Annotated in this window: 11 protein-coding genes; all 11 read left to right on the top strand. The window is 39.3% G+C overall.

Translation table 11 applies throughout. The features are described 5' to 3' along the window. Nucleotides 1-94 precede the first annotated feature (94 nt). The 11 genes from G611_RS0113100 to G611_RS14970 all read left to right on the top strand — a co-directional run bounded on the left by G611_RS0113100 (nucleotide 95) and on the right by G611_RS14970 (nucleotide 19,685). Complete coding sequence (locus G611_RS0113100) at nucleotides 95-1,342, top strand: DNA polymerase Y family protein (RefSeq protein WP_028244012.1); 1,248 nt, start codon at nucleotides 95-97, stop codon at nucleotides 1,340-1,342. Nucleotides 1,343-1,431: 89 nt separating this feature from the next. Continuing rightward, entirely contained in the window at nucleotides 1,432-2,967 is a 1,536-nt protein-coding gene (locus tag G611_RS0113095; RefSeq protein WP_028244011.1) for a hypothetical protein, read from the top strand. Between the two features lie 153 nt (nucleotides 2,968-3,120). Then, on the top strand, nucleotides 3,121-7,662 hold the full coding sequence (gene gltB / locus G611_RS0113090; RefSeq protein WP_028244010.1) for a glutamate synthase large subunit: 4,542 nt from the start codon (nucleotides 3,121-3,123) through the stop codon (nucleotides 7,660-7,662). A gap of 13 nt (nucleotides 7,663-7,675) precedes the next feature. Next, complete coding sequence (locus tag G611_RS0113085; RefSeq protein WP_028244009.1) at nucleotides 7,676-9,169, top strand: glutamate synthase subunit beta; 1,494 nt, start codon at nucleotides 7,676-7,678, stop codon at nucleotides 9,167-9,169. Between the two features lie 58 nt (nucleotides 9,170-9,227). After that, nucleotides 9,228-10,475 carry a glutamine synthetase family protein gene (locus tag G611_RS14975; protein WP_036949243.1) on the top strand — a complete coding sequence of 416 codons (1,248 nt, stop codon included), beginning with the start codon at nucleotides 9,228-9,230 and terminating at the stop codon, nucleotides 10,473-10,475. A gap of 18 nt (nucleotides 10,476-10,493) precedes the next feature. Continuing rightward, nucleotides 10,494-11,066 carry an ANTAR domain-containing response regulator gene (locus tag G611_RS0113075; protein WP_028244008.1) on the top strand — a complete coding sequence of 191 codons (573 nt, stop codon included), beginning with the start codon at nucleotides 10,494-10,496 and terminating at the stop codon, nucleotides 11,064-11,066. Between the two features lie 135 nt (nucleotides 11,067-11,201). After that, complete coding sequence (gene asnB, locus G611_RS0113070; RefSeq protein ID WP_028244007.1) at nucleotides 11,202-12,788, top strand: asparagine synthase B; 1,587 nt, start codon at nucleotides 11,202-11,204, stop codon at nucleotides 12,786-12,788. 129 nt (nucleotides 12,789-12,917) lie between these two features. Continuing rightward, nucleotides 12,918-15,011: a glutamine synthetase III gene (locus G611_RS0113065; RefSeq protein WP_028244006.1), complete on the top strand. Its 2,094-nt coding sequence runs from the start codon at nucleotides 12,918-12,920 to the stop codon at nucleotides 15,009-15,011. Nucleotides 15,012-15,088: 77 nt separating this feature from the next. Continuing rightward, the gene (locus G611_RS0113060) at nucleotides 15,089-16,834 is read left to right on the top strand and encodes an ammonium transporter (RefSeq protein ID WP_028244005.1); all 1,746 of its coding nucleotides are present in this window, start codon (nucleotides 15,089-15,091) and stop codon (nucleotides 16,832-16,834) included. Between the two features lie 68 nt (nucleotides 16,835-16,902). Next, nucleotides 16,903-17,712 (top strand): TrmH family RNA methyltransferase, encoded by an 810-nt coding sequence (locus tag G611_RS0113055; protein WP_028244004.1) that lies wholly within the window; start codon nucleotides 16,903-16,905, stop codon nucleotides 17,710-17,712. Nucleotides 17,713-17,729: 17 nt separating this feature from the next. After that, the gene (locus G611_RS14970) at nucleotides 17,730-19,685 is read left to right on the top strand and encodes a beta-galactosidase (RefSeq protein ID WP_051195264.1); all 1,956 of its coding nucleotides are present in this window, start codon (nucleotides 17,730-17,732) and stop codon (nucleotides 19,683-19,685) included. The last annotated feature ends 83 nt before the right edge of the window (nucleotides 19,686-19,768 follow it).

Genomic DNA, 19,768 nt, shown 5'->3' with positions numbered 1-19,768 from the left:
GATTAGATGATATAGGCAATCGGATAAATTATCAATAATAAAACATGTGTTTGCTTTTGAGAAGATATGTTGTATTATATTTTAAGAGGTATTTATGGAAGATAGATTGATTTTTCACATTGATGTTAATAGTGCTTTTGTTTCCTGGTCGGCTGTTGAAATGTTAAATAACGGCGGGCCTGATTTGCGTGTGGTGCCTTCCATCGTTGGAGGAGACCCATCATCTAGACGTAGCATTGTAGCAGCCAAATCCATCCCTGCTAAAAAGTACGGCATTGTAACAGGAGAGCCAGTAAGCTCCGCCCTTAGAAAATGTCCTGACCTTGTAATTGCAGGCTCAAACTTTGACTGGTACGTCAAATGCTCTAGAGCATTTAAGGCTATTTGTCAGGAATATACTCCATCCATGCAATCCTTTTCCATAGATGAAGTATTCCTAGATATGTCAGGTATGCATTTAATATATCCTGACCCAATAGCAACAGCACATGAGATAAAAGACAGAATATATAACGAGCTTGGCTTTACAGTAAATGTAGGAATTGGTCCAAACAAGCTTTGTGCCAAAATGGCATCAGATTTTGAAAAGCCTAATAAGGTTCACACCCTGTTTATGGATGAAATACCAAAAAAGATGTGGCCACTTCCAGTTTCAGAATTATTTTCTTGTGGTAGATCTACAACTGCAAGACTTAAAAGCTTCAACATAAATACAATAGGCGAACTGGCCAACACCCCTGTTGAACAGCTTGCTTTGTTCTTAGGAGAAAGAGCAGCCAATCATTATCATAACTATGCAAATGGAATTGATAATTCCCCTGTTGTGGATGAACCGGAGGATGCAAAAGGATATTCTGCGGAAACTACAGTCGAGGATGATTTGGTAGATTTAGAATCTATTAACAGAATCCTGCTTGCCCAGGCAGATATAGTTGCAGCCAGAATGAGAGCTGATGATGGAAAATGCAGATGTGTAAGTATTACCTATAGAAATCTGGATTTTGTAAACAGGTCCCATCAGACTACCCTTATTGACCCTACTGATGTTACGGATATTATATATAACACTGCCAAAAGGCTGATGAAGGAGAGCTGGCACGGGGAACCACTTCGTTTAATCGGTTTGGCAGTCAGCGATATAGATAGAAATGGCTTTGAACAGATGTCCCTTTTTCAGGATGAAAACAAAGAAAAGCGAAAGGCTCTTGATGGTGCATTAGATTCCATCAGAGGCAAATTCGGAAATGCCTCAGTTCAAAGAGCCAGCACCATTGATACCAGTAAAAATATAAACAGGCGCCATAAGGCAGAGCAGGAATTAAATAGAGAAAATAAGCAATAATTCTTCAAGGTTTTTTCTAAAGAAAATCGGTGTTTATCCTCCCCTTGAAATAGTATCATTACATATCATAAAAATAGGGGGAATTTGACATGGGATTAATGATTAGACCAACAGTTAGGAAGCTTCCAGATGGCGGAAAGTTTTGGGAGCATGAATATGAGCACTTTTATTTAAAGGCTTATGTTCCTAAAACAGATATTGATGGAACTGTTCTTAACTACGGCTTCAAGGCACCACTGTTATTAGTATTTGAGGAAACAAAAAGAACAGAGGAGGAAGCTATAGCTTTTGCAGAAGAATCAGGACTAGCTAAGATTGCTTCATCTTATGATTCCAGTGTTTTATTTGTTTATCCAACCTGCGAAGGTGGTTGGGACAATGCTGATGTAAGCCTTTACCAGGAGCTTATTGCCAATACCAGAATTGACCCAAGATATGAGGATGGAATTGTAGAATATTATGATTTCCCAAACAAGCAGTTTAGGGGATATTACATCCGTGGTGCAATATATAGAGCAGACATTTACAGCTATGGTAAATCAGCAGATTACTGTGCAAGAAATCTTCTTAAAACAATACAGGGAGAATATTTGTGGGGACCAGGTGAAATCACTCCTATTATGATTTCAATGGAAGGTCTTACTGAGGCACCTGTAGTAGAGCGCAAGGATATTGCTGTAATCAGTGTAGGAAATACAGATGAGATTAATAAAGCATTTGAATCTTGCAAACATCTTTTAGTTAAGGATGTGGCAGACTATCAGGCAGATTTTAAGAGCTTTGTATGGAAATATAAAATGTGGTGTGGCAAGGTTGAAATCGAGCCAGACTTTGATGAAATTGGAATGGTAGCAGAGCCAGGAGAAGGTTATTTTGCATACTACAATAAGGATACATTTGAAAATGGTCCTGCACCTCTTGTTATAGGTTTTCACGGTGGTGGAGATTCAGCGCTGTTCTTAACTTATGTATCAGGCTGGTGGGAGGTATGCCACAAGCATGGTTTCCTTTTCGTAGCAATCGAAAATCACCAGAATGTTACACCTACAAAAGCTATAGAAATCATCGAAAAACTTAAGAAGCGTTACAACATAGATGAAAAGCGTATCTATGCTACAGGCTTTTCAATGGGTAGTGCTAAGACATGGGATATGTTCCAGGAATATCCAGACGTTTTTGCTGCAGTTGCGCCACAAAGTGCGCTATTCCCTGTAAGGAATAATCCATTTGGCAAATCACTTGGCGACCCTGGTATGAATACATCTGTATCAGTGCCTATTTTTTATGCAGGCGGTGTGAAATCACCATTACCAGAATTGCCATTCCAGGCTGATGAGTCACTAGAAAGAATCAAATATGCAGCTTCTGTAAACAAGCTTAAAGTCAATTTTAATGTGGACTTTTCAGATAAGGAAAACTGGGAGGACAAAATCTACGGTATACCAGGGGATAGAGTAGAGCAGTTTAAAGACCCATCTACAGGTGGCGTTCTTACAGTTAATTACTATGACAGTGAGGATGGAGTTTGCCGTACAGCCTTCGGTAGTGTGGACAATCAGGTTCATGAATGTAGAGAGCATACCTGTGAGGTGGCTTGGAACTTCATTTCAACATTTACAAAATAACAAAATTAGCGTTTATCCTTGCATAATTATCAAATAAGTTGTATAGTTTTTCACAAGACAAAGGCGTCTAAAGAAATACCCATAGTGGGTTTTTCTTTAGGCGCCTTTATTTTTATGTAAATACAAAACTACTAAGTGGAAGGAGTAGCTAACATGGACAATCATCAGATGAAGGGGCTATATGATTCTAGCTTTGAACATGATAACTGCGGTATCGGTGCTGTAGTTTCTATTAAGGGAATCAAAACACATCAGACAGTTTCAGACGCCTTAAAGATTGTAGAAAATCTGGAGCATCGTGCTGGTAAAGATGCATCAGGCGAAACTGGAGATGGTGTTGGTATTCTACTTCAGATTTCTCATAAGTTTTTCAAAAAGGCTTGTGCTAAGGCAAAAATCAATATTGGAAATGAACGTGAATACGGTATAGGAATGTTTTTCTTCCCTCAGGACGAGCTTAAAAGAAAACAGGCAATGAAGATGTTCGAAATCATTGTTGAAAAGGAAGGCTTAGAGTTTTTAGGTTGGAGAGATGTACCAACAAGACCAGAAATATTAGGCGAGCTTGCAAAAAGCTGTATGCCATTTATATGTCAGGCATTTATTAAAAAGCCAGCAGCATGTAAAAAGGGCTTGGATTTTGATAGAAAGCTTTATGTTGCAAGACGTGTTTTTGAACAGACAGCAGAGGATACCTATGTAGCCTCACTTTCAAGCAGAACTATTGTATATAAGGGCATGTTCTTAGTAGATCAGCTTAGAACATTTTTCCTTGATTTGTTAGATGAGGATTATGAATCTGCCATTGCAACAGTTCACTCAAGATTTTCTACTAACACAAATCCATCTTGGGAACGAGCTCATCCAAACAGATTCATTGTTCATAATGGAGAAATCAATACCATTAAGGGTAATGCTGACAAGATGCTTTCAAGAGAAGAAACTATGGTTTCTCAAGTGTTAGAGGAGCAGATGACAAAAATCACTCCAGTATGTAATCAGGCTGGTTCCGATTCTGCCATGCTAGATAATGCACTAGAGTTTCTTGTTATGAATGGTATGCCACTTCCACTGGCAGTCATGATAACTATTCCAGAGCCATGGGTAAAGAACAAGGCTATGGAGCAGGCAAGAAGGGACTTTTATCAGTATTATTCAACTATGATGGAGCCTTGGGATGGCCCTGCATCTATCCTGTTTTCAGATGGAGATATTATGGGTGCAGTCTTAGATAGAAACGGACTTAGACCATCCAGATATTATATTACAAACGACGATTATCTTATTCTTTCTTCCGAGGTAGGTGTTCTTCCTATTGAGGAAAGCAGAATCAAATGTAAGGACAGATTAAAGCCAGGCAAAATGCTTCTAGTTGATACTGTTGAAGGAAGACTTATTGCAGATGATGAATTAAAGCGCACCTATGCAAACAGAAAGCCATACGGTCAGTGGCTAGATGCAAATCTTGCTCATCTTGCTGATATTAAAATTCCAAATGAATCAGTTCCTAAATATTCACAGGAAGAAAGAGACAGATTGCAGAAGGCTTTTGGATATTCATACGAGGAGATTAAGGATTCCATTCTTCCTATGGCTCTTAATGGAGTAGAAAACACAGGAGCAATGGGTATAGATGTTCCGCTTGCAGTGCTGTCTAAAAACAGACAACCACTATTTAACTATTTCAAGCAGCTTTTTGCTCAGGTAACTAATCCACCTATTGATTCAATCAGAGAGGAAATAGTTACAGCTACAACTATATATCTTGGAACAGCAGGAAACGTTCTTGAGGAGAAGGAAGAAAACTGCAACATGCTGCAGATTAACAATCCTATTCTTACAACAACTGATTTGATGAAGATTAAATCAATGAAGGTTCCAGGACTACAGGCAGCTACAGTTCCTATTATCTACTACAAGAACACTTCATTAGAAAAAGCTATTGAGCATTTGTATGTAGAGATTGACAGAGTAAATAGAGAAGGGGCAAACATTATTATCCTTTCTGACAGAGGAGTGGATGAAAACCATGTGGCAATTCCATCACTTCTTGCTGTTGCTGCTGTACAGCATCATTTGGTTCAGACTAAGAAGCGTACATCACTTTCACTTATTCTAGAATCAGGTGAACCAAGAGAGGTACATCATTTTGCTACCTTACTTGGATACGGTGCATCTGCAATCAACCCATATCTTGCACAGGAGACCATTGCAGAGTTGATTGAAAAGGGACAGCTTAATAAGGATGCTCATGCAGCAATAGATTCCTATAATGAGGCAGTTATCAGCGGAATTATCAAGATAGCATCAAAGATGGGAATATCAACTGTTCAGTCATACCAGGGTGCAAAGATTTTTGAAGCTATTGGAATAAGCAGAGCTGTAATTGATAAATATTTTACAGGCACAATATCAAGAATAGGTGGAATCACTTTAGAGGATATTCAGTCTAATGTTGAATATCAGCACTCAAAGGCATTTGACCCATTAGGACTTGATGTGGATGAGTCATTGGATTCAAGGGGACAGCATAAGATGCGTTCAGGTGCCGAGGAGCATTTATACAATCCTGCTACAATTCATTTGCTTCAGCTTGCAACAAGAACAGGCGATTACAGTACATTTAAAGAATATACAGCACTTGTAAATGAAGAGGATAACATTAGAAATCTTCGTGGATTAATTGATTTTAATTATCCAAAGAAGGGTATTAGCATTGATGAGGTAGAATCAGTAGATTCTATTGTAAAAAGATTTAAAACTGGTGCAATGAGCTATGGCTCTATTTCAAAGGAAGCCCATGAGACAATGGCCATTGCCATGAATCAGCTTCACGGAAAATCTAATTCTGGTGAAGGTGGCGAAGAGGATGAAAGATACGAAATAGGCCCTGATGGAATTAATCGCTGCTCAGCTATAAAGCAGGTGGCTTCAGGCCGATTTGGAGTAACCAGCAAATACCTGGTATCTGCTAAAGAGATCCAGATAAAGATGGCTCAGGGAGCAAAGCCTGGTGAAGGTGGACATTTGCCAGGTAAGAAGGTTTACCCTTGGATTGCAAAGACAAGAATGTCTACACCAGGAGTGGCACTTATTTCACCACCACCTCATCATGATATTTATTCAATCGAGGATTTGGCAGAGCTTATTTACGATTTAAAGAACGCCAATAAGGATGCCAGAATATCAGTTAAGCTGGTTTCAGAAGCTGGTGTCGGAACTATTGCATCTGGTGTAGCAAAGGCAGGTGCTCAGGTAATTCTTATTTCTGGTTATGATGGAGGTACAGGTGCAGCACCAAAATCTTCTATTCATAATGCCGGATTACCTTGGGAGTTAGGACTTGCTGAGGCCCATCAGACACTGATTATGAATGGGCTGAGAAACAAGGTTGTTATTGAAACAGATGGAAAGCTTATGAGCGGCCGTGATGTTGCCATTGCATGTGCTCTTGGAGCAGAGGAGTTTGGATTTGCAACAGCACCTCTTGTTACTATGGGCTGTGTAATGATGCGTGTGTGCAATCTTGATACATGTCCTGTTGGTGTAGCAACCCAGAATCCAGAGCTTAGAAAGCGTTTTTCAGGTAAGCCAGAATATGTTGTAAACTTCATGCGCTTTGTGGCGGAAGAATTACGTGAATACATGGCTAGCTTAGGCTGTAAAACTGTAGATGAGCTGTGCGGAAGAACAGATTTGTTAAAGCTTAAGGAAGCTACTAAGGATTCACCATTTGAAAAGATTGATATGTCAGCTGTACTTTTGAATCCATCAGGTGGCGAGAAGATTGAATACAATAAAAAGAATACATTTAACTTTGAACTGGAAAAGACTATTGATGAGCGAATCCTTCTAAAGGAGCTTAAGAGTGCCATTAATGCAGGAAAGCCAAAGGAGATCGACGTTGATATCGTAAATACGGATAGATCACTTGGAACCTTGCTTGGGGCCCAGCTCACTAGAAAATTTGGAGAAAGCCTTTTAGAGGATACCTACAAGGTTAACTGTAAGGGTGCAGGTGGACAATCCTTTGGTGCATTTATTCCAAAGGGATTAACACTGGAGCTTGCAGGAGATTCTAACGATTACTTTGGTAAGGGATTATCAGGCGGTAAGCTGATTATTTATCCACCTAAGGGAGCTACCTATAAAGAGGATGAAAATATTATCATCGGGAATGTAGCACTTTATGGAGCTACCAGCGGAAAAGCTTTTATTAACGGTGTAGCAGGTGAGCGATTCGCAGTTAGAAATTCCGGTGCTACAGCTGTTGTAGAGGGCGTTGGAGACCACGGCTGTGAATACATGACTGGTGGTAGAGTAGTTGTTCTTGGTGAGACTGGAAAGAATTTTGCGGCTGGTATGAGTGGCGGTGTTGCCTATGTTCTTGACGAGGATGCAACTCTTTACAAAAAGCTTAACAAATCCATGGTATGTCTTGAGACTGTAACAGATAAATATGATGTTATGGAATTGAAGGATATCATTGGAGAGCATGTTAAAACTACAGGTTCAAAGAAGGGCAAGGAAATCTATGATAATTTCAGTGATTATCTGCCTAAATTTAAAAAGATTGTTCCATACGATTACAAAAAGATGCTACAGGCTATGGTGAAGATGGAAGCTAAGGGCTTATCGCCAGAGCAGGCTCAGATAGAAGCATTTAATTTCCTGATGAATGGACAGGGTGCGTAAAGGAGGATTAGTCATGGGAAAATCTACAGGATTTTTAGAATACGAGCGAGTAGAGGAACCAGCAATCAGTCCTCTTAAACGTATTAATAATTTCAATGAATTTCATATTCATTTGTCTAAAGAAGAAAGAGCAAAGCAGGGAGCTAGATGCATGGATTGCGGTGTACCTTTTTGCCAATCTGGAATGACTATAAAGGGGATGACTTCAGGTTGTCCTCTCAATAACCTGATACCTGAATGGAATGATTTGGTTTATCAGGAAAACTATGAAATGGCATATAAAAGACTTCATAAGACCAGCAACTTTCCAGAGTTTACCTGCAGAGTATGTCCAGGCCTATGTGAAAAGGCCTGTACCTGCAGCTTAAATGGTGATGCTGTTACCACAAAGGCTAATGAGATGGCAATAATAGAATACGCCTATGAGCATGGTCTGGCAGATGCAAAACCACCAAAGCAAAGAACAGGAAAAACTGTTGCTGTAGTAGGCTCAGGCCCAGCTGGACTTGCAGTTGCAGACCAGCTTAACAGAAGAGGTCACAGTGTTACTGTTTATGAGAGAAATGATAATGTTGGTGGACTTCTTAGATATGGTATTCCAAACATGAAGCTTGAAAAGCAAATCATAGATAGAAAGATTCATGTGATGGAGCAGGAGGGTGTTAGCTTTATAGTAAATGCCAATGTTGGGGCTGATATTAAGGCTAGTGAGCTTACAGCAAAATATGATGCTGTAGTTTTATGCTGCGGTGCATCTGAACCTAGAGATATTGATGGGGCAGGAAGAAAGGATGCAAAGGGAATCTATTTTGCAGTAGATTTCTTAACTTCTACAACAAAATGTCTGTGGAATAATAATATGACATTAGTGGATGGACAGTATATTTCTGCCAAGGATAAGGATGTAATTATTATCGGTGGTGGTGATACAGGAAACGACTGTGTCGGTACAGCTATTCGTCACGGCTGTAAGTCAGTAACTCAGCTTGAAATGATGCCAAAGGCTCCTGATGAAAGAGCCGAAAGCAATCCATGGCCACAGTGGCCTCTTGTTTGCAAAACAGATTACGGCCAGGAGGAAGCTATTGCAAAGTTTGGTCATGACCCAAGACTGTATACTACAACTGTAAAGGAATTTAAAACAGACAAATCAGGTAATCTTAAATCTGTTGTATTAGTAGCTCTTCAAAGTCAGGTAGATAAAAAGACTGGAAGAAAGCTGATGGTCCCAGTAGAGGGAACTGAAAAGGAAGTAAAGTGTCAGCTTTGCCTGATTGCAGCAGGATTTTTAGGTGCAGAAAAATATGTTGTTGATGCCTTTAAGGTAAAGGTAGATGGCAGAACTAATGTAGCATCTAAAGAAGGCGGTTTTGCTACAAGTACAGCAAAGGTATTTGCAGCTGGAGATATGCATACAGGACAATCCTTAGTTGTAAAGGCAATCAGAAATGGAAGAGACTGTGCAAAAGAGGTTGATGAGTATTTGATGGGTTATACAAATTTGTAGAATTTTTCAACCTGATTGATTAAGATATAACTAACTATTAACCTTTGGAGGGAAGGCAATGTCTCATTTATCTATTGATGATATTATTAATTTTGTTGAGGAAAACGATGTAAAGTTTATTCGTTTGGCCTTTTGTGACCTGTACGGAAATCAGAAAAATATTTCCATAATGCCATCGGAGCTTAAGAGCGCTTTTGAGGATGGAATCAATTTTGACCCATTTTTGATTTTAGGCTTTGAGGATGAATCTGGAAGAGATCTGTTTTTAAAGCCTGATGCAGATACCCTGCATGTACTTCCATGGCGCCCACAGTCTGGCAGAGTTATCAGGTTTTATTGCAATGTTGTTTATGCTGATGGTACTCCATATTCAATGGATTACAGACAGTTTTTAAAGGACACTCTTAAAGAGTGTGAAACAATGGGATTTTCTACCAAGATGGGACTTCGTTCTGAGTTTTATCTTTTTAAAACAGATGATAATGGAATCCCTACAAGTGAGCCTTTTGATAATGGTGGATATTTGGATGTTGCCCCTAGCGACAAGGGTGAAAACATTCGAAGAGAAATCTGCCTAAGCTTAGAGGAGATGGGCATATCACCACAGTCTTCTCATCATGAAAGAGGACCAGGACAAAACGAAATAGATTTTCATTCTGCTGACGTTTTAACTACAGCAGATAACTTTGTAACCTACAAAAACGTTGTAGAAAATATAGCTGCAAGAAATGGCGCGTACGCTTGCTTTGAGCCACGTCCTATTGAGGATGCTCCAGGCAATGGCTTGCATATTCTCATGTCTAATTTTAAGGGAGAAACGAATCTTATTAATGATGATAAGCTTGCTTCAGAAAACTTTATGGCAGGTATCATAAACAGAATGAGAGACATTACCATTTTCCTTAATTGCAGACGTGATTCTTATGACAGACTAGGTGTGCTTGAAGCGCCTAAATATATTACCTGGTCAAAGCAGAATAATTCCAGATTATTTAGAGTTCCTGAAATCAACGGAAGAAGAAAGCATTTTATTTTGCGTTCACCTGATTCATGTCTTAATCCATATCTTGCTGCAGCTATTATTTTGCAGGCAGGAATGGCAGGTGTAAGAGGAAACGAAAAGCTTCCTCCAGCACTTGAGGTTAAATCAAGACTATTATCAGAATCGGAATATTCAAAGCTTAAAATGCTTCCAGCATCTATTGAGGAAGCTATTGAATGTGCTGAAAACAGTAGCTTTTTACAGGATTCTAATTTTGCAAAAATCGCAGAAAATTATATTGAGACAATTAAGATGAGTATTTAGTCTTAAAAGGAGTGGACTATGGAGAGAGCATTAATTGTCTGCGATAATGAAAAGGCAAGCGCATTCTACAAATCCTATCTGAAAGAAAACGGATATATGGATATCCTTTGTGTGGAAAGCTATCCTTCTGCAAAGCGCGCCATTACGGATTATGATTTTGATATATGCTTTATCAATCTGCCAATGGCCGGTTCTAATTCTGTAGAGCAGGTAATAGATATTGCGGAAAAGAATGTTTGTCAGGTACTGCTGTTTATAAAGGCGGATTATTATGATGAAATCACCGATAGGGTAGCTGACTATGGAATCATTACGGTTTCAAAGCCTATAAGCAAGCCTTTGCTTTGGCAGGCCCTGCGACATGCACTGGCAGCTCAAAGGCGAATTGGCATGGCTCACAGGGAAAGTGCCAAATTAGAAAAAAAGCTGGATGAGCTAAAGGTAATTTCACGGGCTAAGCTTCTTTTGATTATTAACGAGGATATGACAGAGGAGGAAGCCCATAAACAGATAGAGAAGAATGCTATGGATCTTAGGATTTCAAGATATCAAATGGCAATGGATATAATAAAAAAATATCAAGAAAAATAAAAAAAGTGTTGACAACGGATTGTCAAAATAATATTATTCTAAACAAATAAATCAAGGTAAACGACAAAGGCGTCGTAAGTGAAGAAATGTCTTCGCTTACGGCGCCTTTTTTATTACCGACGGGAAGGTGATTTTATGTGTTCAATTATGGCTCTTAGTAAATGCCACGTTGAAATGAAAGATTTCGAAGAGGCATTTTCAAAAACCCTATCTAGAGGACCTGATATGCAAAAGGTCATTACAGTAAATGACAGCGTGTTAGGCTTTCAACGACTTTCAATTATGGGATTAACTGAAGATGGTATGCAACCCTTTGAGCTTGAGGGCAATTATGTAATATGTAATGGCGAGCTGTACGGCTTCAAGCCTGTAAGAGAAGAGCTTAAGGCAGAGGGATACAAATTCAAAAGTGACAGCGATTGCGAAATAATTCTTCCAATGTATCGTAAATACGGATGCCAGATGTTTAGTAAATTGGATGCAGAATTTGCAATGGTTATTTACGACAAGGATTTGGATGATTTGGTAGCAGCCAGAGATCCAATAGGAATCAGGCCTTTGTTCTATGGATACGACAGTGAAGGCTCAATCATGTTTGCTTCCGAGGCCAAGAACCTTGTGGGACTAACAGACAAGGTAATGCCATTTCCACCAGGACATTATTATTACAAGGGTGTGTTTACCTGCTACAGAGATTTGGCAAAGCGCAAGCCTTATAGTGAGGATTCATTAGATGAGGCTTCAGCAAAGATTAAAGAAAAGCTTATTGCAGGAATAGAAAAGAGACTTGATGCAGATGCTCCTGTTGGTTTTCTTTTATCAGGCGGACTTGATTCATCACTGGTGTGTGCGGTGGCACAGAAGTTTATGGACAAGCCAATAAAAACCTTTGCAATAGGAATGAATGAGGATGCCATTGATTTGAAATATGCAAAAGAGGTTGCAGAATACATCGGTTCAGAGCATCACGAAATCATCATTGATAAGGACTTAGTAATTGAGTCTCTAGAGGAAGTAGTTGCATCCCTTGGAACCTACGATATTACAACCATCAGAGCAAGCATGGGAATGTATCTTATCTGCAAGGGAATCAAAAAGAAATTCCCTGAAATCAGAGTATTGCTTACTGGAGAGATTTCAGATGAGATATTCGGATATAAATATACAGATTTTGCACCAAATGAGGAGGAGTTCCAAAGGGAAGCAGAAAAGAGGCTAAGAGAGCTTTATATGTACGATGTGTTAAGAGCAGACAGATGCATATCAGTACATTCAATGGAGGCCAGAGTTCCTTTTGGAGATTTGGATTTTGTAGATTATGTAATGAGCATTAATCCAAAGCTTAAGATGAATAGATACAACAAGGGAAAATACCTGTTAAGACATGCCTTTGAGAACGATGATTATTTACCTTACGACATTTTATTCAGAGAAAAGGCAGCCTTCTCAGATGCAGTTGGACATTCAATGGTTTATTACCTAAAGGAATACGCAAACAGCATTTACTCAGACGAAGATTTGGAGAATGCAAAACGTAAATACGAATTCAGAGCACCTTTCACTAAGGAATCACTTCTTTACAGAGAGTTGTTTGAAAAATATTATCCTGGACAAGCTCACATGGTAGTGGACTTTTGGATGCCAAATAAAAACTGGCCAGGTTGTAATGTGGATGACCCGTCAGCGAGAGTGTTAGCAAATTATGGAGATAGTGGTGTATAGGAAGTAAGACCCTCATCAGTCACCTTCGGTGACAGCTTCCCCCAGAGGGGGAAGCCTTTAAGCCTTCCCCCTCTGGGGGAAGGTGGCGACGAAGTCGACGGATGAGGGCGTACATAAGGAGGATTTGATATGAGTAAAGTTACAGAGATATTTGGAAGCAAAGTCTTCAACGATGAAACCATGAAGGAGCGTCTCCCTAAGGATGCCTACAAGGCCCTTAAAAAGACAGTGGAAGAGGGACGCCCTCTAGATAGAGATTTGGCAAACGTAATTGCACATGCCATGAAGGAATGGGCAATCGAACTTGGTGCCACACACTTCACACATTGGTTCCAGCCAATGACTGGTGTTACAGCAGAAAAGCATGATTCATTTATTCAGCCTGAAGAAGGTGGCAAGATTATCATGACATTTTCAGGCAAGGAGCTAATTAAGGGTGAGCCAGATGCATCTTCATTTCCATCAGGTGGTCTTCGAGCTACATTCGAGGCAAGAGGCTATACAGCCTGGGACCCAACAAGCTATGTATTTATAAAGGATGATACACTTTGTATTCCAACTGCATTTTGTTCTTATTCAGGAGAGGCGCTTGATAAAAAGACTCCACTTCTTCGTTCCATGGAAGCTCTTGATAAATCAGCAGTAAGAGCATTAAAGCTGTTCGGTCATGAGGATGTTAAAAGAGTTATTACAACAGTTGGACCTGAGCAGGAATATTTCCTTATTGATGAAAAGATGTACAACAAGCGTCCAGATTTGATTTATACAGGTAGAACATTGTTTGGTGCTAAGCCTCCAAAGGGACAGGAATTAGATGACCATTATTTTGGAACCATCAAGCCAAGAGTTTCAGCATTTATGAAGGAGCTTGATGAAGAGCTTTGGAAGCTAGGGGTACTTGCTAAGACAAAGCACAACGAGGTAGCCCCAGCACAGCATGAGCTTGCACCTGTTTATTCAACAACAAATATCGCAACAGACCACAATCAGCTTACTATGGAGATGATGAAGGTAGTTGCAAAAAGACATGGTATGACTTGCCTGCTACACGAAAAGCCATTTGCAGGAGTTAATGGTTCAGGTAAGCATAACAACTGGTCAATTTCGACTGATACCGGAGTAAACCTGCTAGAGCCTGGTGCTACCCCTTCCCATAACACACAGTTCTTATTATTCCTTACAGCGGTCATTAAGGCTGTAGATGAATATCAGGAGTTGCTCCGTGTATCGGTAGCTTCTGCTGGAAATGATCATAGACTTGGTGCAAACGAAGCGCCACCAGCAATTATTTCAATGTTCCTTGGAGATGAGCTAGAGGCTATTGTTGAATCAATCATCGATGGAACTGATTATGAGGATATTAAAAAGAAAAAGATGTCTGTAGGTGCAACAGTAATCCCAAGCATTTCGCAGGATACAACAGATAGAAACAGAACATCACCATTTGCATTTACAGGTAATAAATTTGAATTTAGATCACTTGGTTCATCAGCATCTATCTCTGGACCAAACGTAATCTTAAATACAATTGTGGCTGAGGAACTTGATAAGTTCTCTGATGAGCTAGAAAAGGCAGCAGATTTTGAAAAGGCCTTAGCAGAGCTTTTAAAGAGAGAGCTTACAGCACATAAAAGAATTATCTTTAACGGAAACGGTTATTCAGATGAATGGGTTAAGGAAGCTGAAAGAAGAGGACTTAAGAACCTTAAATCTACAGTAGATGCACTTCCTGCTTTCGTCGATAAAAAGGCTATTGATGTATTTACAAAGCATAACGTATTTACGGAACAGGAGCTTTACAGCCGTTATGATATTCAGCTTGAAAATTACTATAAGGTAATCGACATCGAAGCTCTTACAATGGATGCCATGGTAAAGAAGAACATTATGGCAGCTGCAAACGATTATCAGTATTCACTTGCTGAAACATTAAATGCAAAGGCTGCTACAGGAATTGATGTTGATTCCACTGTAGAGACAAAGAGATTAAAGCAGGCATCTAAGCTTACATTTACAATGGATGAAAGATTAGAGAAGCTTGAGGCAGATATTGAAAAGGCCAAGGAATTAGAGGATATCTACGAGCTTGCTAAGTTCCATCATGATGTTATTTTTGCAGATATGAATGAACTTAGAGAAGTGGTGGATGAGCTTGAGACAGTAGTTCCAAGTGATATCTGGCCTTATCCAACCTATGGAGAGATTCTTTATTCAGTAAAATAATAAAATAGTTACGCAATGGGGCGTAGTTCACAATGTGAACTGCGCCCCATTTAATATATATAAAGGAGGATTTGAATATGGAAGATTATTCAAGCATGCTATTTGGCGTATGGTTCTTAATTGGTGCAGCCTTAGTTTTTTGGATGCAGGCTGGCTTTGCAATGGTGGAGGCTGGATTTACCAGAGCAAAAAATACTGGAAATATCATAATGAAAAATCTTATGGATTTTTGTATTGGTACAGTAATGTTTATTATTTTAGGCTTTGGTCTTATGTTTGGTGAGAATGCTTTCTTTGGTCTTGTTGGAAAGCCTTCCCTTCAGGTATTTACAGATTATGCCAGCTTTGACTGGAGCAACTTTGTTTTTAACCTGGTATTTTGTGCTACAACAGCAACAATCGTAAGTGGCGCTATGGCTGAGCGTACAAAGTTCATTAGCTACTGTATTTATTCAGGTATCATTTCACTAGTAATCTACCCAATCGAGGCACACTGGATTTGGGGAGGCGGCTGGCTTTCAGCTATTGGCTTCCATGATTTCGCAGGTAGCTGTGCCATCCACATGGTAGGTGGTATCTGTGCATTAATCGGAGCTAAAATCTTAGGACCTAGAATTGGTAAGTTTAATCACGACAGTAAGGGAAAAATTACAAAGGTAAATGCATTCCCAGGTCACAACATTGCACTTGGAGCACTTGGCGTATTTATCCTTTGGCTTGGATGGTATGGATTTAACGGTGCTGCTGCAACATCAGTAGAGCAGCTTGCATCTATATTTGTTACAACAACAATCGCTCCTGCAGTTGCTACATGCACAACAATGGCTTTCACATGGATTAAATTTGGTAAGCCAGATGTATCAATGTCACTTAATGCTTCACTTGCAGGCCTTGTTGCAATCACAGCCCCATGCGACGTTACAGATGCACTTGGTGCAATCATCATTGGTATTGTTTCAGGTTTCCTCGTAGTATTTGGCGTATGGCTTCTTGATTATAAGCTTCGCATTGATGATCCAGTTGGAGCTGTAGCAGTTCACATGATGAACGGTATTTGGGGAACAATTGCAGTAGGATTATTTGCAACAACTGCAGCTCCTGATAGCACACTTACAGGTCTTTTTTATGGAGGAGGATTTAAGCTTCTTGGAATTCAGCTTATAGGTGTTGTTTCAGTAGGTGCCTGGGCGGCGGTTACAATTACTATCGCATTTACGTTAATCAAAAATACTATTGGTCTTCGTGCATCAGCAGAAGAGGAAATTGTAGGTCTTGATAGAACAGAGCATGGACTTCCATCAGCATATTCTGGATTCAACATGCTTGAGGATGATTTCGATACAGATGAATATGATGATGAGACAGCAACACTTATTACAGATACATTAGAGGCTGCTGGTCTTGCATCTATGGATGAGGCAGTTGAGGTTGAGTACGCACCTTCACAGATTACAGCTGCAGGAAAGCCTAGAATGACAAAGGTAGAAATCCTTTGCAAGGAGCGTAACCTTGAGAAGCTTAAGAATGCTCTTATGAAGCTTGGTATCACAGGTATGACAGTATCCCATGTAATGGGCTGTGGCGTTCAGAAGGGTGCACCTGAATATTATAGAGGTGTTGCTTTAGAGCCAGCATTACTTCCAAAGATTAGAGTGGATGTTGTTGTATGTAAGGTTCCAGTTAAGGATGTTATTGAAACTGCAAAGAAGGTTCTTTATACAGGCCACATCGGTGATGGTAAAATCTTCGTATATGATGTAGAGCAGGTTGTTAAAATTAGAACTGGTGAAGAGGATTTTGCAGCTCTACAGGATGTAGAATAAATTAATTGCGAAATGTTTAAAATAAGGATATTATCTATCTGAAGTATACGTTTAATTAGGAGTCGACATTGATTAGGATAGATAATATTGAAGATAAAAGAGTAGATATTTTTACTAAATATAATGAGGCGCAGCTTTATCACTATTTTGAGCCCAATGGAGGAGTGTTTATTGCAGAAACTCCAGAGGTTATAAAAAGGGCTTTTAGTAGGGGAGCTGAGCCTCTAGCTTTTTTTGTAGAGGAAAAGGCTTATGAATCTGAGGTAGTACAGGAATTGTTAAGTATGGCATCAGAGGATGTGGATGTTTTTGTAGCAAAGCTTGAGGTTATTAATAATATCACAGGCTTTAATCTTACAAGAGGAGTTATCGCCGCTTTTAAGCGACCAAGCCTGCCTGATGTTAGGGAATTACTATCAGCATCAAAAAGGATAGCTATATTGGAGGATGTTATGAATCCAACTAATGTAGGTGCTATTTTTAGATCTGCGGCAGCACTTGGGGTAGATGCAGTCTTCCTTACCTATGCCAGCTCAGACCCATTTTATAGAAGAGCAGCCAGAGTAGCTATGGGAACAGTATTTCAGGTTCCATGGACTTATTTTGACAAGGATTCTGATTACGTCTCATTGCTAAAGGAGGAAGGATATTCTGTTGTATCTATGGCACTTAAGGATAATGCAATCCCTTTGTCTGATCCTGTTTTAAAGGAGCAGGAAAAGCTAGCAGTTATATTTGGAACAGAAAGCACAGGAATAAAGCAGGAGACAATTGATAATAGTGATTTTGTAACTATTATCCCTATGCATCATAATGTAGATTCATTAAATGTAGCTGCTGCAAGTGCAGTTACCTTCTGGGAGCTTTGCAAAAATTAAATATTTAGGGGGAAATAATGATTTACAAATTTAAGGACTACAAGAAGCCAGAAATAATTAAGAAGCATCTTAATTTAGGAGGCGTTAACGTAAATAAAGAAGGTATAGAAGTTAACAGCCTTTATGTAGAAAAAAATGGTAAGCCATCCATGGCCATTATGGGGGAAATGCATTTTAGCAGAGTCCCTAGAGAACAGTGGAAAACAGCACTTAGGCTGATGAAGGAGGGTGGAATAGATATTGTATCCACCTACATCATTTGGATATATCACGAGCCAGAGGAAGGAAAGCTGAACTGGACAGGTGACAACGACCTTAGAGCCTTTGTTCTTATGGCTAAGGAGGCAGGGCTTAAGGTTTGCATTCGTATTGGCCCATGGTGTCATGGCGAGGTTAGAAATGGTGGCTTCCCTGATTGGCTTATTAATAAGGATTTAGAGCTTAGAACAAATGATGAAGAATATCTAAAGCTTGTAAAGAAATGGTACAAAGCAATTTCAGACGAAGTTAGCGGTCTGCTATTTAAAGATGGTGGTCCTATTGAAATGTGCCAGTTAGATAATGAGCTTACAGATAATGCCGAGCATCTGCTTACACTTAAAAACATAGCTAAGGAAGTAGGAATAGATGTACCTATTTTTACAGTCACAGGCTGGAACAGTGTAAATGGAGCAAAGATTCCTGTTGATGATGTAATCCCCTCATTTGGAGGATATTGTGATGCACCATGGGATGAAGGGACTGAAAAGCTTCCTCCATGCGCAAGATATTATTTTACTGGCATAAGAAATGATTCTGCCATAGGTAAGGATTTAATAAAGGCGTTAGAAGAGGATAGCTGGCAATTGCCTTATGACCGTTATCCGTATTTTACCTGTGAAATCGGGGCAGGTCTTATGAATACCTACCATAGAAGATATCAGATTCATGGCATGGATATTTATGCCATGACACTTATCATGCTATGCGAAGGTGCCAATATGCTTGGATATTACATGTACCATGGTGGACTAAATAAGGTGTATCCTGACTATACGCTTCAGGAATCCAAAGCCACAGGCTATCCAAATGATTATCCAATCATCTCATATGATTTTCAGGCTCCAATTTCTTCCTATGAGGAAACCAGAGAGTCCTATGACTTGCTTAATCTGTTGCATCTATTTATACATGATTATGAAGATAAGCTTGCCACAATGACCTATGTAGAAGCTGATAGTAATGTTGAAATAGGTGATATGAAAAAGCTCAGGTACGGAGTTAGAAGAGATGAAAATGGTGGCTTTGTTTTTATAAATCATTATCAAAGACTTCATGACGCCCGGGATGTTTCAGATGTGGTGATAGATACAGGTGATGTGGTATTTCCTGCTATTGATGTTAAGGGAGATATCAGCTTTTTCATGCCATTTAACATGAAGCTTAATGATACTGCAGTACTAAAATATGCTACAGCTCAGCCTTTATGTAAGGATAAAGACACATGGATTTTTATGGAGCTTCCTGGTATAAAGCCTCAGTTTGAATTTGTTAATCCAGATGAAAAATGTGATATCAGACTAATCAGCCTTGAGGAAGCAAAGAAGCTTAGAAAGGTTGATGGAAGAGTATTTTATGTAGAGGAACCTGGCAAATCCATAGAAGCATTAAAGAATGCTGATAAATCAGGCTATACCATTACAAAGCTTATAGATGCACCTTTTGTTATTCCTGAAATGTATAAAGCTGAATTATTATATAGCAACAAAGAAATCAGCTACTATAAGCTTGAATTAGAAGATGACAGAGCTTTTATCAATGTTGATTTGAAATGTGATGTGGTTCAGGTGTATGTAGATGGAGCTCTTGTAGAGGACGATTTTTACCATGGACTTCCATTTAGATGGCCAAGGAAAATTCTAAATGGAAAAGAAATCTATTTAGTTGCTAGTGAGTCTCAAAACTATTCATACTTTGAAGGGGATAATCTATAAAAATAGCTAAGCTAGTGCTTGAAAATTCGTCAATTTTTATTTTAAAGACTATATTCTTTTCTTGTATAAAAATCTATATAATG

Origin of the sequence: Pseudobutyrivibrio ruminis AD2017 (genome assembly GCF_000424305.1) — a bacterium.
GTDB classification, from domain to species: Bacteria; Bacillota; Clostridia; order Lachnospirales; family Lachnospiraceae; genus Pseudobutyrivibrio; species Pseudobutyrivibrio ruminis_B.
The sequence above is the reverse complement of the archived record's forward strand: the minus strand, read 5'-3'. Positions and strand labels throughout refer to the sequence as shown.

Excerpts from the sequence above, each read along its gene's own strand:
- G611_RS0113060 (WP_028244005.1), top strand. The coding sequence starts at position 15,089 with ATGGAAGATTATTCAAGCATGCTATTTGGCGTATGGTTCTTAATTGGT.
- G611_RS0113065 (WP_028244006.1), top strand. The coding sequence starts at position 12,918 with ATGAGTAAAGTTACAGAGATATTTGGAAGCAAAGTCTTCAACGATGAA.
- G611_RS0113085 (WP_028244009.1), top strand. The coding sequence starts at position 7,676 with ATGGGAAAATCTACAGGATTTTTAGAATACGAGCGAGTAGAGGAACCA.
- G611_RS0113100 (WP_028244012.1), top strand. The coding sequence starts at position 95 with ATGGAAGATAGATTGATTTTTCACATTGATGTTAATAGTGCTTTTGTT.
- asnB (WP_028244007.1), top strand. The coding sequence starts at position 11,202 with ATGTGTTCAATTATGGCTCTTAGTAAATGCCACGTTGAAATGAAAGAT.
- G611_RS14975 (WP_036949243.1), top strand. The coding sequence starts at position 9,228 with ATGTCTCATTTATCTATTGATGATATTATTAATTTTGTTGAGGAAAAC.
- G611_RS0113095 (WP_028244011.1), top strand. The coding sequence starts at position 1,432 with ATGGGATTAATGATTAGACCAACAGTTAGGAAGCTTCCAGATGGCGGA.
- G611_RS14970 (WP_051195264.1), top strand. The coding sequence starts at position 17,730 with ATGATTTACAAATTTAAGGACTACAAGAAGCCAGAAATAATTAAGAAG.
- G611_RS0113075 (WP_028244008.1), top strand. The coding sequence starts at position 10,494 with ATGGAGAGAGCATTAATTGTCTGCGATAATGAAAAGGCAAGCGCATTC.
- gltB (WP_028244010.1), top strand. The coding sequence starts at position 3,121 with ATGGACAATCATCAGATGAAGGGGCTATATGATTCTAGCTTTGAACAT.